The following is a 15081-nucleotide window of genomic DNA, read 5'->3' as shown; positions in this document are numbered from 1 at the left end:
CCTCGCTGCTGTACTACTGGGTGCCGGACTCGCGCTGCGCGTTCCGCGAAGCGGAGAAGCTGCCGCCGGGCACCTGGCTGCGGTGCCCCGGCCATGCGTCCGTCGCACCACAATCCGTACGACTAATGCGCTCCTCCCGGACGCCGCCCGGTCGCCGTCCTAGGCTCGGCTCACGCTGTGTGATCACGCAGGCCGAGCGCCCAGGAGAGCGATGCCCGACAGCCAGCCGCAGCAGCCGCCCTCCGGCTCTCCCCGCCCCTCCGGCGACGACGGCGCCGCGGCCGACGGCTCGGGGCTGCTGCTGTGCGGGGCCCGCCTGGTGGACGGGCGGACCGTCGACGTGCGGATCGGGAGCGGCCGGATCGAGGCGGTCGGCACCGCCGGCAGCCTCACCGCGTACGCCGCCACCCGGCTCGACCTCACCGGGTACCTGCTGCTGCCCGCGCCCGCCGAACCCCACGCCCACGCGGACACCGCGCTCTCGGCCGACGCCCCCGGCCCCGTCCCGTACGACGTCCAGGACGTCCAGCGGCGCGCCACCGAGGCCGCGCTGCTCCAACTCGGGCACGGGGCGACCGTGCTGCGCAGCCACGTCCGCGTCGGGGACGTGGCCGGGCTCGGCGCGCTGGAGGCGGTGCTCCAGGCCCGGCGGGCGCTGCGCGGGCTGGCCGAGCTGTCCGTGGTGGCGATGCCCCGGCTGCTGACCGGGGTGGCGGGCGCGGACGGGCTGGCGCTGCTGCGGGACGCGGTCCGGATGGGGGCCACGGCGGTCGGCGGCCGCCCCGACCTCGACCCCGACCCCACCGGGTACGTGCAGACGGTGCTGGAACTCGCCGCCGAGCACGGCTGCGCCGTGGACCTGCACACCGACGGGGACGACCCGACCCGGTTGGCCCGGCTCGCGACCATGGCCGGCGGGCTGCGCCCCAAGGTCGCCCTCGGCCCCTGCGGGGGACTCGCCCACCTCCCCGACCAGGCCGCGGGGCGGGTCGCCGAACGGCTCGCGGCGGCCGGGGTCTTCGTGGTCTGCCTGCCGCAGGGCGGCTGCGGGGGCGCGGAGCGGCGGGAGACCGCCCCGGTGCGGCTGCTGCGGTCGGCGGGGGTGCGGGTGGCCGCCGGCAGCGGGGCGCTGCGGGACACCGGCAACCCGGTGGGCCGCGGCGACCCGTTGGAGGCCGCCTACCTGTTGGCCTCCCGCTACGGGGTGCGGACCGACGCGGCGTACGACACCGTGTGCGCGACGGCCCGGGAGGTGCTCGGGCTGCCGCCGGTGCGGGTCGAGGCCGGCTTCCCGGCCGAGTTGCTCGCGGTGCGCGGGCAACGGCTGGGCGCGGTGCTGTCCTTGGGGTACAGCCGGATCGTGATCCACCGGGGGAGGGTGGTGGCCCGCACCAGCGCGGTGCGGGAGTACTGCGACTCGGCGGCCGCCGCGGCCCTGGAACTGCCCCGGCAGGGACGGCCCCAGGCACCGGGCTGACGCACGGCGGCGCCTGGCCGCCCGGCGGGCGCGGCGGGCGTACGGTCGGGACATGCGGATCGTCATTGCTGGAGGACACGGTCGGATCGCGCTGCGGCTGGAGCGGTTGCTCGCCCGGCGGGGGGACGCGGTGGCGGGCCTGGTGCGCCGGGCCGAACACGCCGAGGACCTGCGGGCCGCCGGGGCCGAGCCCGTGGTCTGCGACCTGGAGGCCGCGGGGGTCGAGGAGGTCGCCCGGCACCTGACGGGCGCCGACGCGGTCGTGTTCGCGGCCGGGGCGGGGCCCGGCAGCGGCGCGGCGCGCAAGGACACCGTCGACCGGGCCGCGGCGGTGCTCCTCGCGGACGCGGCCGAACGGGCCGGCGTGCGCCGGTTCGTGGTCGTCTCGGCGATGCGGGCCGACCCCGAGCACCCGGGCGACGAGGTGTTCGACGCGTACCTGCGGGCCAAGGGCGCGGCCGATGCCGACGTCCTGGCGCGCGACGGTCTGGACGCCACGGTGCTGCGGCCCGGCCTGCTCACCGACGACGCGGGCACCGGGCTGGTCCGGTTGGAGGCGTCCACGGGGCGGGGCCCGGTGCCGCGCGACGACGTGGCCGCGGTGCTCGTGGAGTTGTTGGACACCCCGGCGACGGCCGGGCTGACGCTGGAGCTGATCTCGGGTCGGGTGCCCGTGTCGGTGGCGGTGAAGGGCGTCGCGGGCAACTGAGCGCGGGGCACGGGCCGGCGGGCGTCGCGGGGCGGTCCCGTGGCGCCCGCCGGTGCGTGCGCGGGGGTGTCACGGGTCCGCGGACGGCCGTTTCCGATCGCTGCCGGATGGGAGCGTTCTCAGGAAGCGTTCAGAAGAGGGGCAGTTGCCCGGGGAACTCGGGGGGTGCGTATCCGTCGAGAGCGGGTTGTGCCGCCCCGAGCGCGGCGATTGCGCGTGACCCGGGGCAGGAGAGCAGAGAACCGGCGTTCCGCGCGCCGGGTGGGTCGTGACGGGCGAAGCGCCCCGCGACAACGGCGATTTCGCGGCGGCACCGGGGGCAGAGCCTACGGCGACTGGACATCCCACCAGTGTGCCCCGGACCACTGACAACAGCCCGCGGCACGCCCCTGCGTCACCTGCCGAACGGGTCCGCGCCGGAGCCTCCGGCGGGGCGGAAAACGGCTGGAAACAGCCGCCGGAGCGGTCGGCGGACCGAGCGGACGGGTTGCCGTCCCCGCAGCTCACAGACCTCTCCTCGCCCCGTGTTCAACGGTTGACGCCTGGACGGCTCACGCGTTTCTCACATCCTCATCTGGCTCCCATGCGGACTCGACATGCTGCGTGCCGCACACCCCACCGAGGCCGAAACCTTTCGGCATCCGGCCGCCCGTTCCGCGTCCCGCGCGGACGGCATGACCACCCCCCACCCGCGCGGCGGTACAGGCTCGTCGTGCCGCCGTGGGGGCCGGCACTGGACAGGAGAACCATGGTTCGTGCTCTGCTCGCCTCCGGCGCGGCGGTCGCCGCACTCCTCGCGACGGCCCTTCCCGCCCACGGCGCCGGCGCGTCCGCATCCACCATCGAGGCGCCGCCGGACAAGATCGTGATCGAGGTCGCGACCGTCAACGGCTCCGGCTGTCCGGCGGGCACCGCCGCCGTCGCCGTCTCCCCGGACAACACCGCCTTCACGGTGACCTACAGCGACTACCTGGCCAAGGTCGGGGGCACCTCGCTGCCGACCGACTTCCGGAAGAACTGCCAGCTCAACCTGATCGTGCACGTGCCGCACGGATTCACCTACGCGATCATGAGCGCCGACTACCGCGGCTTCGCCTCCCTGGAGCCCGGTGCGTCCGGGGTGGAGAAGGCCTCCTACTACTTCCAGGGCTCACCGGCCACGGCGTTCCGCTCGCACACCTTCAACGGGCCGCTCCTTGAGGACTGGCAGGCCACCGACACCACGGAGTGGGCCAACCTCGTGTGGGCCCCGTGCGGGGTCAAGCGCAACCTCAACATCAACACCGAGCTGCGCGTGAACGCGGGCACCTCGGACCGCACGAAGACCAGCTTCATGACGATGGACTCCACCGACGCCGCCCTCGACACCGTCTACCACCTGGCGTGGCGGGAGTGCCCGGCCGTGTGACCCCGAAGACTCCGTCGAGGGCCGCCCCGGGACGCGACGGCCCCTGACGGAAGCCCGCCCCGGCGGGCCCCGCACACCCGCTCACCGTGCGGGACGCCCGCCGGGGCGCGGCGCCCGGTGTCCGTCGTCCGCCGGACCGCCGCACCCCCGCGGCGGCCCGGCGGACGGTGGACACGGAACACGGGTCAGGCCCGGCAGAGGGACGTACGGCAGCCACCCGCCCACCCCCGCTCTTCCGCCCGACCGGTCGTCCGCCAGGCCGGACGACCGCCCACCTGCCGACCGCGGCGCCGACCCGGTGCCGCGGCGGTCCTCACGCAACGGACAGGAGAACCATGGTTCGCGGACTGCTCGCCTCCAGCGCGACCGCCGCACTCATCGCGGCGGTCATCCCCGCGCAGAGTGCGACCGCATCGGTCACCACCCCCAGCGCACCGCCCCCCGGCAAGGTCACCGTGGACGTGGTGACCGTCAACGGCTCGGGCTGCCGCGCGGGAACGGCGGCCGTCGCCACTTCGCCCGGCAACACCGCCTTCACCGTCACCTACAGCGACTACCTGGCCCAGGCGGGCGGCGCCTCGTCGCCGACCGGGTTCCGGAAGAACTGTCAGCTCAACCTGCTCGTGCACGTCCCGCAAGGCTTCACGTACGCCGTCACCAGCGTCGACTACCGCGGCTTCGCCTCCCTCCAGCCGGGCGCCACCGGCGTGCAGAAGGCGTCGTACTACTTCCAGGGCGCCTCCGACACCACCTCGCGGACCCACACCTTCAACGGCCCGCGGGCGGACGACTGGCAGGCCACCGACAGCACCGACTGGGCGTCCCTGGTGTGGGCTCCCTGCGGGGTCAAGCGCAGCGTCAACGTCAACACGGAGCTGCGGGTGCTGCTGGGCGGTTCCGACCCGGCGGAGACCAGCTTCATGACCATGGACTCCACCGACGGCAGCGTCAGCACCGTCTACCACCTGGCCTGGAAGGAGTGCCCGACCGCCTCCTGAGCGGCCGTCACGAACGCCGCCGGCCCACGGGTGAGCGGGCCGGCGGTCACCGGGGGTCCGTCCGCCGCTGGTCACCTCGGACGGACCCCCTCCGCCGCGTCAGCGCACGTCGACGAAGTCGGCGGTGCTGGTGGCGGGCCCGGTCGCGGAGTCGCCCTGGTACACCCAGCGGTAGTAGCCGTCGACCGAGGCGGTGACCGTGGTCCTCAGCGCCCCGGTCCGGCTGGTGGTGGCCTTCTTGACCGTCGTGAAGGCGTCGGTGCCCTTGGCGCGGAACTGGAGGCTGGCCGTGCGGTCGCCGTAGCCGTCGTACCTCTTCGTGCTCCAGTTCGCCCGGGTCAGCTTGCCCGTGACGGTGACGGTCCGGCCCCGGACCACCGGCTCCGGCGAGGCGTCGACGGTGGTCTTGGAGACGCGCCTGAGGGGGACCGTCAGGGAACGCGTCTCCAGTTCGCCGGTCAGGAAGCCCCCGCTGGGCTTCCACAGTTGCAGCGCGACGCCGACCTTCCAGGAGGTGGCGTCGCTGTTGGAGTCGACGTGCTCCTGGCTCGGCTCCGGGTTGATGTAGAGGTGGCCCTCGCAGCGGGCCCGCCGGGAGTCGACCTCGTAGCAGATGTAGCTGCCCGGGCCGATGTAGTTGTCCCCGGTGTCGGTCGCCCTGGTGATGCTGCCGCGGTAGAGGAAGGGCTCCCCGCCGTAGCTGAAGGGGTTCGCGGTGCTGTAGCCCCGGGGCAGGGTGATGCGGAAGCTGAGGGGCGGCTCCACCACCTTGGTCGTGCCGACGAGGATCGGCTTGCCCTTGTTGATGACGATGTCCGACACCGTGATGCCGGTGTCCGCGGCATGGGCCGTCGACGCGTTCAGCGTCGAGAGGCCCAGCGCCCCCACGAGCGCGGCCACCGCGGCGGTTCGTCTGCCTGTCTTCATTCCCCACCCCATCAGGAAGGATGCTGCCGTCAAGAAGGGCGGCAGCCTATCCGACGGGTCCCCGCTCTGCGGGCCCGAACTGCGGCGATGCCTCGGCGGGGGCTCCGGGGGAGGGCATCACGAAGGGCCCGCGACCACTGGGTGGTCGCGGGCCCTTCGTCATCCGTGTGGCGGCGCCAGGATTCGAACCTGGGAAGGCTGAGCCGGCAGATTTACAGTCTGCTCCCTTTGGCCGCTCGGGCACACCGCCTGGGATATCGCTGGAGACCGGGCGTTTCCGCTGCGCTCTCTGGCAACGACGTAAACGATACCCGATCCCCGGGGGTGCTTCGCCACTCGATTGAGCGGCACCCCCCGGCGGAGCGGTGGCTAGGCTTTGCGGATGCGGTCCCGGCCCCGAGGCCGCATCCCACGCACCCGATCCAAGGAGCCACAGCACATGGCCGACTCCAGTTTCGACATCGTCTCGAAGGTCGAGCGGCAGGAGGTCGACAACGCCCTCAACCAGGCGGCGAAGGAGATCTCGCAGCGCTACGACTTCCGCAACGTCGGGGCGTCGATCGCCTGGTCCGGTGAGAAGGTCCTGATGCAGGCGAACTCCGAGGACCGGGTGAACGCCATCCTCGACGTGTTCCAGGGCAAGCTGGTCAAGCGCGGCATCTCGCTGAAGGCGCTGGACGCGGGCGAGCCGCAGCTGTCCGGCAAGGAGTACAAGCTCTTCGCCTCGATCCAGGAGGGCATCTCCCAGGAGAACGCCAAGAAGGTGGCGAAGATCATCCGGGACGAGGGCCCGAAGGGCATCAAGGCCCAGGTGCAGGGCGAGGAGCTGCGGGTCAGCTCCAAGAGCCGGGACGACCTCCAGGCCGTCATCGCCCTGCTGAAGGGGCAGGACTTCGACTTCGCGCTCCAGTTCGTCAACTACCGGTAGTCGCTGCCGCCCGCGCGGCGGGCGGCAGCGCCGGTGGCATTCCGCGGCCCCGGTCCCTCCGAGCCCCCTCGTCGGGGCGGAGGGGCCGGGGCCGCGCCGTCACCAGCGGCCGGCGAACGGCCGGTCGGTGCTGACGATCTCCTTGCCGAGCGGCATCAGCGAGACCGGGATCATCTTGAAGTTCGCCAGGCCCAGGGGGATGCCGATGATGGTGAGGCACTGGAGGACGCCCGTGACGACGTGGGTGAGCGCCAGCCACCAGCCCGCGAGGACCAGCCACAGGACGTTGCCCACGCAGGACGGCGCGCCCGCGCCGGGGCGGTCCACCACCGTCTGTCCGAAGGGCCACAGGGCGTAGACGCCGATGCGCAGCGCCGCCAGGCCGAAGGGGATGCCGATGATGGTGATGAAGAGGAGGAGTGCGGCCAGCAGGTAGCCGAGGAACAGCCAGAACCCGCTGAACACGAGCCAAATGACGTTGAGGATGGTCTTCACTGGTGTGGTCCTGCCATCTGTTCGAGTCGGGCGATGCGCTCGGCCATCGGCGGGTGGGTGGAGAACATCTTGGACAGGCCCTGACCGGGACGGAACGGGTTGGCGATCATCATGTGGCTCGCCGTCTCGATCCGCGGCTCCGGCGGCAGGGGCAGTTGCTTCGTCCCGGCGTCCAGCTTGCGCAGGGCGCTCGCCAGCGCCAGCGGGTCACCGGTGAGCTGGGCCCCGGAGGCGTCCGCCTCGTACTCCCGGGAGCGGCTGATGGCCAGCTTGATCACGGAGGCCGCGAGCGGGCCCAGGATCATGATCAGCAGCATGCCGAGGAGGCCGGGGCCCTCGTCGTTGTCGGAGCGGCCGATCGGGATCAGCCAGGCGAAGTTGACCAGGAACATGATCACCGAGGCGAGGGCGCCGGCGACCGAGGAGATCAGGATGTCGCGGTTGTAGACGTGGCTCAGCTCGTGGCCGATCACCCCCCGCAGCTCGCGTTCGTCGAGGATGCGGAGGATGCCTTCGGTGCAGCACACCGCGGCGTTGCGCGGGTTGCGCCCGGTCGCGAAGGCGTTCGGGGCCTCGGTCGGGGAGATGTAGAGCCGTGGCATGGGCTGTCTGGCCTGCGTCGACAGCTCGCGGACCATGCGGTAGAGCGCCGGCGCCTCGAATTCGCTGACCGGCCGGGCACGCATCGCGCGTAGCGCCAGCTTGTCGCTGTTCCAATAGGCGTAGGCATTGGTGCCCAGGGCGATGACCAGGGCGACGATCAGCCCCGTGCGTCCGAAGAGGCTGCCGATGACGATGATGAGCGCCGACAGCCCTCCGAGGAGAACAGCGGTCTTCAACCCATTGTGCCGGCGGTGCACAGTAAGCCCTCCTGGTGGTGCGGCAGGGGAACCCTCTGCTCCTTGGTGCTGTGTGCCGCGGTGGGGGCCGCGGCGGCTCTTCCACGGTCCAGTGGACCCTCCCGTACTGGTCAACGCCAGGCGGGCGGGACGAGTTCCCTTGTGCGCACGCCCCGGCGTGTCGGCCGGCCGGGTGACGGCGCGCGTCACCCCGTCCGGGGCCGGCCCCGGACGGGGTGGGCGGGGCGGCGCGGACCGGCAACGGGACAGGTCCGGGGCACGGTCGCCGCGGGGAACGTCAGAACAGGACCGTGTCGGCGAACCGCAGCACGAGCTGCGGGGCGACGGACAGGACGACGCCGAGGGCGGTGGTCAGGGCGATCGCGACCGCAAGCGGAACGGGAACGGCGGCGACCGGCGGCACGGCGGTCGGGGCGGTGGTGACCGTGGTGGCGGCGGGGACCGCGGCGCCCGGGGCCGGGGCGGCGGGCGCCGCGGGGGGCGTGCCCGGCGCCGCGGGGGCGGGTGCCTCCTCGGGGCGGCGGAAGAGCAGGGCCGTCCACCGGAGGTAGTAGGAGAGCGCGATGACGACGTTGACGGCCATGACGACGGCGAGCCAGCCGAGGCCGGCGTCGACGGCGGAGGAGAAGACGGTCACCTTGGCGAACAGGCCGACGATCCCGGGCGGCAGTCCGGCGAGGCAGAGCAGGAGGAAGGCGAGCGCCAGGGCGGTGAGCGGGCGCTCGGCGTACAGGCCGCGGTAGTCGTCGAGGCGGTTCGAGGGGCGGGTGCGGGCGACCAGCGCGACGACGGCGAAGGCGCCGAGGTTCACCACCGCGTACATCAGGGCGTACGCGAGGGTGGAGCCGACGGCGCGTTCGGCGTGGGCGGTGGCGCCTCCGGCGGGGTACGCCGCCGCGGCGATCGGGACCAGCAGGTAGCCGGCCTGGCCGACCGAGGACCAGGCCAGCAGGCGCACCGCGCCGCGGGCCCGGGTGGCCGACTGGCGCAGGGCGGCGGCGTTGCCGACCGTCATGGTGAGCGCGGCGAGCACCGCGAGGGCGGGGCCCCACACGTCGGCGTAGGCGGGGAAGGCGAGGACGGTGACCAGGACCAGTCCGGTGAACCCGACGGCCTTGCCGATGACCGACAGGTAGGCGGCGACGGGCAGCGGGGCGCCCACGTAGGTGTCGGGCACCCAGAAGTGGAACGGTACGGCGGCGGTCTTGAAGGCGAAGCCGACGAGCGTGAGGACGACGCCCGCCCGGGCGAGGGTCGCGAACTGCCCGTCCGCTTCGGTGAGGGCGTCGGCGATCTCCGTGAGGTACATGCTGCCGGTGGCCGCGTACACGAAGCTGACGCCCATCAGGGTCACGGCGGTGGCGGTGACGGAGGACAGGAAGAACTTCAGGGCCGCTTCGGCGGACATCCGGTCGCCGAACTTCAGTCCCACCAGGGCGAACGCGGGCAGGGAGGCGACCTCAAGGGCGACGACCAGGGTGGTGAGGTCGCGGGCGGCGGGCAGCAGGGCGGCGCCGGCCGCGGAGCACAGCAGCAGGAACCAGTACTCCCCGTCGGGGAGGGTGCGGGTGCCGGTGTCACCGGTGGTGCCGTGGGCGTCGTCGGCGAGCAGGGTGACCGAGAGGAGCACCGCGATCAGGGCGCCGCCGAGGACCAGCACCTGCACGGCCAGGGTGAACTGGTCGGCGGTGTAGCTGCAGGTGTCGGCGGCGGAGCGGCGGCAGAAGGTGCCCCGGTCGTCGCCGAGGAGCGGCAGCAGGGACAGGAGGGCGAGGGCCAGCGCCCCGGCCGCGGCCCAGCCGAGCAGGTGCTTGCGGCGTTGCGGGACGAAGAGGTCGGCGACCAGGACGAGCAGTGCGGCGAGGGCGGTGATGGTGGGCGGGGCGATGGCGACCCAGTCGACGGACTGGACGAGCTTCACGACGTCCGCGGCGGCGAGGGTCACGACTTGCCTCCCGAGAGGAGTTGCTGCACGGCCGGGTCGGTGAGGCTCAGCAGCACCGCGGGCCAGAGTCCGGCGAGGACGGTGAGCGCGACGAGCGGGGCCCAGGCGGCGTACTCGTGGCGGTGCACGTCCGGGAGGGCCGGCGGGCCCGCGGGGTCGGCGGTCGGCTTCGGCGTGCCCATGCAGACGCGGCGGACGACCAGGAGCAGGTACGCGGCGGTCAGCAGGGTGCCGAGGCCGGCGAGGGCCATGAAGGTGAGGTAGGCGGGGCGGTTGAGGCCGTCCGCGGGGTCGAAGGCCCCGAACATGGCGAGCATCTCGCCCCAGAAGCCGGCGAGTCCGGGCAGGCCCAGGGAGGCGACGGCGCCGAAGGCGAGCAGTCCGCCGAGGCGGGGGGCGGTGCCGTACAGGGCGGCGCCGGTGGTGCCTGCGAGGGCGTCGAGGTCGGTGGTGCCGGTGCGTTCCTTGAGGGCGCCGACCAGGAAGAACAGCAGTCCGGTGATGAGGCCGTGGGCGATGTTCGCGAAGAGCGCGCCGTTGACGCCGGTGGGGGTGAGGGTGGCGATGCCGAGGAGGACGAAGCCCATGTGGCCGACCGAGGAGTAGGCGATCAGCCGTTTGAGGTCGCCGCCGGCGCCGGGCCGGGCGAGCGCCAGGCAGGCCAGCGAGCCGTAGAGGATGCCGACGACGGCGAAGGCGGCCAGGTACGGGGCGAGCACGTGCATCCCGTCCGGGGCGGCCGGCAGCAGGATGCGGACGAAGCCGTAGGTGCCCATCTTCAGCAGGACGCCCGCGAGGAGGACGGAGCCGACGGTCGGGGCGGCGGTGTGGGCGTCCGGGAGCCAGCTGTGCAGCGGCCACATCGGGGTCTTCACGGCGAGCCCGATGCCGATCGCCAGGACGGCGATGACCTGGAGGGACGTGCTGAGCGAGCGGCCGTTGTCAGTGGCGAGTGCCACCATGTCGAAGGTGCCCGCCCTGAGCCCGATGAGGAGCAGGCCGAGCAGCATGACGACCGAACCGAGCAGCGTGTACAGGATGAACTTCCCGGCGGCGGCCGTGCGGCCGGCGCCGCCCCAGCGGGCGATGAGGAAGTACATCGGGATGAGGACCGTCTCGAAGGCGAGGAAGAACAGCAGCAGGTCGAGGACGGCGAAGGTGGCCAGGGTGCCCGTCTCCAGGAGGAGCACCAGGGCGACGAACGCCCGGGGGGACGGCCCGGCGGGCGGCTTGCCGTAGGTGTACAGGGCGCACAGGAAGGTCAGCAGCGCCGTGAGGACGAGGAGGGGGAGGGAGATGCCGTCGACGCCGAGGTGGATGCGGACGTCCAGCGCGGGGATCCAGCTGATGTCCGTGGTGGCCTGCATCGTCGACGGCCGGTCGTGGTCGAAGCCGAGGGCGAGGACGAGGGCGGCGAGGAGGACCGCGCCGGTCACGGTGACGCCGTGGCGGAGCACGGCCTGTTCGGGTGACTTCCCCTTCAGTCCGGGCGGGGCCGGCAACAGGGCGGTGACGGCGCCCAGGAGCGGGCCGAGCACGACGAACGCGAGGAGGAACTGCATCACGGACTCGTTGATATCGATCACGGCGGCTCACGCTCCGGCGGTGGCGACGAGGACGGCGGCGATCGCCAGGACGACGGTGCCCGCGAACAGCACGCTCAGATAGGTCTGCACGTTGCCGGTCTGGGCGCGGCGGGCGGCGGTGCCGAGCCAGCGGGGCAGGGCCGCCGCACCGCGGACGTAGGTGTCGACGACCTCGCGGTCCAGGAAGCGCACCAGTCGGGCGGCGGCGAGCACGGGGCGGACGAACAGCGCGCGGTAGGCGGCGTCGAGGTGGAAGCCCTCGGCGGCGTGGCGGTGCAGCGGTCCGAGCAGGAGCCGTCCGGGGTCGCCGGGGTCGGGTGCGGCGGCCAGGTAGCCGTAGGCGCGTTCGTGGGCGGCGAGGGCCTCCGCCTCGACCAGGGAGCCGTCCTCGTCGGGGTGGGGGGTCGGGGTGGGGAGCGGCGTCCGGGTGGCCGGGGCGGTCTGGCGCCAGGTGCCGTACACCAGCAGGGCGCCGATGAGGGCGGCGCCGGTACCGAGGACGGAGGTGGTCAGGGTCGGTGACAGCGACTGTCCGCCGAACCAGTCGGGCAGCACGCCCGCGGTGAGGCCGAAGGCGAGGGAGGGCACCGCGAGCACCCACAGCACGCCGGTCATGGCGAGCGGCTGGGGGCCGTGGTCGGGCGCCTCCTCGGTGCCCCGGCCGCGGAAGACGAGCAGCCACAGGCGGATCGCGTAGGCGGCGGTGAGGAGGGCGGTGAGCAGCCCGGCGGCGAGGACGGTCCAGCCGACCGCGGTGGGGACGCCCGGGGTGTCGCCGTGGGCGGCGTGCTCGGCGCCGACCAGGACGGCCTCCTTGGAGAAGAAGCCGCTGAACGGGGGGATCGCGGCGAGCGCGAGCAGGGCCACGGTCATCGTCCAGAACGCGTCCGGGATGCGGGCGCGCAGGTTCCGCATCCTGGACATGGCGGTGAGCGAGTTGGTGCCGGCGGCGTGGATGACCACGCCCGCGGCGAGGAACAGCAGCGCCTTGAAGGCGCCGTGGGAGAGGAGGTGGAAGACGGCGGCGCCCGGGTCGGCGACGGCGAGCGCGGCGGTCAGGTAGCCGAGCTGACCGATCGTCGAGTAGGCGAGGACGCGTTTGATGTCGTCCTGGGCGAGCGCGGCGAGCGCCGAGCCGAGCATCGTGACGGCGGCCATCGCGGCGAGCACGGCCAGTGCGGCGGCGGAGGCGGTGAAGACGGGCAGCAGCCGGGCCACGAAGTAGACGCCGGCGGCGACCATCGTGGCGGCGTGGATCAGCGCGGAGACGGGGGTGGGGCCGGCCATCGCGTCGGGCAGCCAGGTGTGCAGCGGGAACTGGGCCGACTTGCCGGCGACTCCGGCCAGGAGCAGCAGGGCGATGGGCGTCGGGTGGTCGAGTCCGCCGCCGGAGACGGCGGCCAGGACGGTGGAGATGCGGAAGGAGCCGGCGTCCGCGGCGAGTGCGAAGAGTCCGATCAGGAAGGGGACGTCGCCGAGTTTGGTGACGAGGAACGCCTTGAGCGAGGCGGCCCGGGCTTCGGGCGTCTCCCAGTAGTGGCCGACCAGGAAGTACGAGCAGATGCCCATGACCTCCCAGCCCACCAGGAGCACCATCAGGTCGCCCGAGTAGACGACGAGGAGCATCGCGGAGGTGAACAGGGACACCAGCGCCGCGTACGAGGGGTAGCGCGGGTCGTGGCGCAGATAGGCCGTGGAGTAGATCTGCACGCAGGTGGCCACCACGGTGACGAGGACCGCGACAAGGACCGCGAAGCCGTCCAGGTGCAGCGCCAGGTCGATGGGGACCGAGCCGGTGGGGGTCAGTTGGGTGGCCGCTTCGAGGGTCCGTCCGCCGCCTTGCCGGGCGGCGACGAGGACGGCCAGCACCAGCGCGGCCAGCGTCGGCAGCACGGCCAGCGGGCGGACGAAGCCGGGGGCGGTGCGGCCGAGGGCCAGCCCGGCGAGGGCGCCGAGGAACGGCAGGGCGGGGACGAGGGCGGCGAGGGTGGTGGTGGTCACGCGGCGGCCTTAGGAGTGGGTGCCGGGGTGCCGGAGCCGTCCGGGCCGTCGAGCGGGCCGGGTCCGGTCTCGGCGGTGTCGCGGAGTTCGTCGACGGCGGAGGTGCCGCGGGCCCGGTAGACGGCGAGGACGATGGCCAGGCCGATGCCGATCTCGGCGGCGGCGATGGCGATGGTGAACAGGGTCAGCGCCTGACCGGAGTGCAGGGTGTCGCGGGCGGCTTCGCTCAGCCAGACGTCGAAGGCGACGAGGTTGAGGTTGACGGCGTTGAGCATCAGCTCGACGGACATCAGGACCAGGATCGCGTTGCGCCGGGCCAGCACGCCGTAGAGCCCGGTGCAGAAGAGGAGGACCGAGAGGACCGCGGGGTAGGCGAGGTGCATCAGTCGGTCTCCGTCCGCGGTGGCGTTGCGGCGTCCGGCGTTGCGACGTCCGGCGTTCCGGCGTCAGGGGCTCCGGCCTGCGGGGCTCCGGCGCCGTGGCCGTCGTCGGCGGGCTCGGCGGGGGCCGGGGTGCGGGCGCCGGCGCGGGCACGGCCGGGGGCGGCGGGCGTCCGGCGGGGGCCGCCGGGGCGGCGGGCCGGGGCCTCGGGTTCGGTGGGCCCGGGCTTCCGGCGGGAGAGCACGATCGCGCCGACCAGGGCCGCGAGCAGCAGCACCGAGAGCGCCTCGAACGGCAGTACCCAGTGCTGGAAGAGCGCCGCGCCCATGACCCCGGTGGAGCCCTGGGCGGCGCCGTCGAGGTCGAGGCGGACGGTGCGGAAGGCGTCCACGACCACCCAGACCAGCACGGTCGCGGCGGCGAGTGCGACCCCGAGGGCCACCCACCGGTTGCCCGAGTCCGCGTCCGGGGAGCGTCCGATCGGGGCCCTGGTGAGCATCAGCCCGAACAGCAGCAGGACGACGACGGACCCGACGTAGATCAACACCTGCACCCAGGCGATGAACTCGGCGGTGAGCAGCAGGTACTCGACGGCGATGCCGCCGAGCGCGACCACCAGCCAGAGTGCGGCGTGCACGAGTTGTCGGGTGGTGACCGTGAGGACGGCGGCGCCGAGGGTGACCAGGCCGACGAGCAGGAAGACGATCTCGACGCCGGTCGGGGACAGGAACCCGGTGGTCCCGGCGGCGAACGCGGTGGCGGGGGTCACGCGGATCCCTCCTGACCCGGGGCGGCCCCGTCCTCGGTCCGGGCCTTCGCTTCGGCTTCGGCGGCCAGCTTCTCCGTGGCCTTGCGGGCCGCGGCGAGTTCCTTGGGTTCCTCGGCGGCGGGGTCGAGGGCGCAGGGCGCCGGCACCGTCCACATCCACTCGCGGAGCTTGTCCCGCTCGTGGGTGAGCTCCCGGATGTCGGTCTCGGCGTACTCGAACTCCGGGGACCAGAACAACGCGTCGAAGGGGCACACCTCGATGCAGATGCCGCAGTACATGCAGAGCGAGAAGTCGATGGCGAACCGGTCGAGCACGTTGCGGCTGCGCTCCCGGCCGCCGGGGGCCGCGGGCGGCACGGTCTCCTTGTGGGAGTCGATGTAGATGCACCAGTCGGGGCACTCCCGGGCGCACAGCATGCAGACCGTGCAGTTCTCCTCGAAGAGTCCGATGACCCCCCGGGTGCGCGGCGGGAGTTCGGGCTGGACGTCGGGGTACCGGGCGGTGACGGACTTGCGGGTCATGGTGCGCAGGGTGACGGCCAGTCCCTTGGCGAGACCCGATCCGGGGAACCTGCGCGGACCGTCCTGGGGCGCGTCG

At 73.3% G+C, this 15081-nt stretch carries 15 protein-coding genes and 1 tRNA gene; 5 read left to right on the top strand and 11 right to left on the bottom strand.

Going from position 1 to position 15081, the window contains the following annotated elements:
* Positions 1-211 precede the first annotated feature (211 nt).
* Positions 212-1477, top strand: coding sequence for an amidohydrolase family protein (locus tag ABT092_RS26845; protein WP_351248271.1), 1266 nt, complete (start codon positions 212-214; stop codon positions 1475-1477).
* A gap of 52 nt (positions 1478-1529) precedes the next feature.
* Positions 1530-2186 (top strand): NAD(P)H-binding protein, encoded by a 657-nt coding sequence (locus ABT092_RS26840; RefSeq protein ID WP_351248269.1) that lies wholly within the window; start codon positions 1530-1532, stop codon positions 2184-2186.
* 130 nt (positions 2187-2316) lie between these two features.
* On the opposite strand, the gene ABT092_RS26835 is transcribed toward ABT092_RS26840, so the two are convergent.
* Positions 2317-2529, bottom strand: a complete 213-nt coding sequence (locus ABT092_RS26835) for a hypothetical protein (RefSeq protein ID WP_351248267.1) — start codon at positions 2527-2529, stop codon at positions 2317-2319.
* A gap of 405 nt (positions 2530-2934) precedes the next feature.
* Between ABT092_RS26835 and ABT092_RS26830 the strand changes: the two genes are divergently transcribed.
* Together ABT092_RS26830 and ABT092_RS26825 are read left to right on the top strand one after the other, a co-directional pair.
* The gene (locus ABT092_RS26830) at positions 2935-3594 is read left to right on the top strand and encodes a DUF4360 domain-containing protein (protein WP_351248265.1); all 660 of its coding nucleotides are present in this window, start codon (positions 2935-2937) and stop codon (positions 3592-3594) included.
* A 335-nt stretch (positions 3595-3929) separates the two neighbouring features.
* On the top strand, positions 3930-4592 hold the full coding sequence (locus ABT092_RS26825) for a DUF4360 domain-containing protein (protein WP_351248263.1): 663 nt from the start codon (positions 3930-3932) through the stop codon (positions 4590-4592).
* 99 nt (positions 4593-4691) lie between these two features.
* Here the strand turns inward: ABT092_RS26825 and ABT092_RS26820 are convergent, their stop codons facing one another.
* Complete coding sequence (locus ABT092_RS26820) at positions 4692-5519, bottom strand: hypothetical protein (protein WP_351248261.1); 828 nt, start codon at positions 5517-5519, stop codon at positions 4692-4694.
* Between the two features lie 168 nt (positions 5520-5687).
* Positions 5688-5769: transfer RNA gene (locus tag ABT092_RS26815), tRNA-Tyr, on the bottom strand.
* Positions 5770-5958: 189 nt separating this feature from the next.
* Between ABT092_RS26815 and ABT092_RS26810 the strand changes: the two genes are divergently transcribed.
* Positions 5959-6447, top strand: coding sequence for a YajQ family cyclic di-GMP-binding protein (locus ABT092_RS26810; RefSeq protein ID WP_351248259.1), 489 nt, complete (start codon positions 5959-5961; stop codon positions 6445-6447).
* 99 nt (positions 6448-6546) lie between these two features.
* Here the strand turns inward: ABT092_RS26810 and ABT092_RS26805 are convergent, their stop codons facing one another.
* The 8 genes from ABT092_RS26805 to ABT092_RS26770 form a co-directional block, all read right to left on the bottom strand.
* Complete coding sequence (locus ABT092_RS26805; protein ID WP_351248257.1) at positions 6547-6942, bottom strand: YccF domain-containing protein; 396 nt, start codon at positions 6940-6942, stop codon at positions 6547-6549.
* Complete coding sequence (gene htpX, locus ABT092_RS26800; protein ID WP_351248255.1) at positions 6939-7802, bottom strand: zinc metalloprotease HtpX; 864 nt, start codon at positions 7800-7802, stop codon at positions 6939-6941. Before htpX ends, ABT092_RS26805 begins: the two co-directional genes overlap by 4 nt.
* Before the next feature lie 277 nt (positions 7803-8079).
* The gene (locus tag ABT092_RS26795; protein ID WP_351248253.1) at positions 8080-9747 is read right to left on the bottom strand and encodes an NADH-quinone oxidoreductase subunit N; all 1668 of its coding nucleotides are present in this window, start codon (positions 9745-9747) and stop codon (positions 8080-8082) included.
* Positions 9744-11333: a complex I subunit 4 family protein gene (locus tag ABT092_RS26790; protein WP_351248251.1), complete on the bottom strand. Its 1590-nt coding sequence runs from the start codon at positions 11331-11333 to the stop codon at positions 9744-9746. Before ABT092_RS26790 ends, ABT092_RS26795 begins: the two co-directional genes overlap by 4 nt.
* Before the next feature lie 6 nt (positions 11334-11339).
* A complete protein-coding gene (locus ABT092_RS26785; protein WP_351248249.1) occupies positions 11340-13334 on the bottom strand; it encodes an NADH-quinone oxidoreductase subunit 5 family protein in 1995 nt (664 codons plus the stop codon).
* Positions 13331-13717, bottom strand: coding sequence for an NADH-quinone oxidoreductase subunit NuoK (gene nuoK, locus ABT092_RS26780; RefSeq protein WP_351248247.1), 387 nt, complete (start codon positions 13715-13717; stop codon positions 13331-13333). The genes ABT092_RS26785 and nuoK overlap by 4 nt, the downstream gene beginning before the upstream one ends.
* On the bottom strand, positions 13717-14490 hold the full coding sequence (locus tag ABT092_RS26775; protein ID WP_502968512.1) for an NADH-quinone oxidoreductase subunit J family protein: 774 nt from the start codon (positions 14488-14490) through the stop codon (positions 13717-13719). The genes nuoK and ABT092_RS26775 overlap by 1 nt, the downstream gene beginning before the upstream one ends.
* The gene (locus ABT092_RS26770; protein ID WP_351248275.1) at positions 14481-15005 is read right to left on the bottom strand and encodes a 4Fe-4S binding protein; all 525 of its coding nucleotides are present in this window, start codon (positions 15003-15005) and stop codon (positions 14481-14483) included. The genes ABT092_RS26775 and ABT092_RS26770 overlap by 10 nt, the downstream gene beginning before the upstream one ends.
* Between the last annotated feature and the right edge of the window lie 76 nt (positions 15006-15081).

It is taken from the genome of Streptomyces sp. NPDC002490 (genome assembly GCF_040296045.1).
In the GTDB taxonomy this organism is placed as follows: domain Bacteria; phylum Actinomycetota; class Actinomycetes; order Streptomycetales; family Streptomycetaceae; genus Streptomyces.
Note: the sequence above shows the minus strand (reverse complement) of the source record. Positions and strands in the feature narration are given on the sequence as shown.

Bases quoted from the DNA above. Each gene is read 5' to 3' on its own strand.
- ABT092_RS26830 (WP_351248265.1), top strand. From the start codon at position 2,935: ATGGTTCGTGCTCTGCTCGCCTCCGGCGCGGCGGTCGCCGCACTCCTC.
- ABT092_RS26845 (WP_351248271.1), top strand. From the start codon at position 212: ATGCCCGACAGCCAGCCGCAGCAGCCGCCCTCCGGCTCTCCCCGCCCC.
- ABT092_RS26825 (WP_351248263.1), top strand. From the start codon at position 3,930: ATGGTTCGCGGACTGCTCGCCTCCAGCGCGACCGCCGCACTCATCGCG.
- ABT092_RS26770 (WP_351248275.1), bottom strand. From the start codon at position 15,005: ATGACCCGCAAGTCCGTCACCGCCCGGTACCCCGACGTCCAGCCCGAA.
- ABT092_RS26835 (WP_351248267.1), bottom strand. From the start codon at position 2,529: ATGTCCAGTCGCCGTAGGCTCTGCCCCCGGTGCCGCCGCGAAATCGCC.
- ABT092_RS26810 (WP_351248259.1), top strand. From the start codon at position 5,959: ATGGCCGACTCCAGTTTCGACATCGTCTCGAAGGTCGAGCGGCAGGAG.
- nuoK (WP_351248247.1), bottom strand. From the start codon at position 13,717: ATGCACCTCGCCTACCCCGCGGTCCTCTCGGTCCTCCTCTTCTGCACC.
- ABT092_RS26820 (WP_351248261.1), bottom strand. From the start codon at position 5,519: ATGAAGACAGGCAGACGAACCGCCGCGGTGGCCGCGCTCGTGGGGGCG.
- ABT092_RS26840 (WP_351248269.1), top strand. From the start codon at position 1,530: ATGCGGATCGTCATTGCTGGAGGACACGGTCGGATCGCGCTGCGGCTG.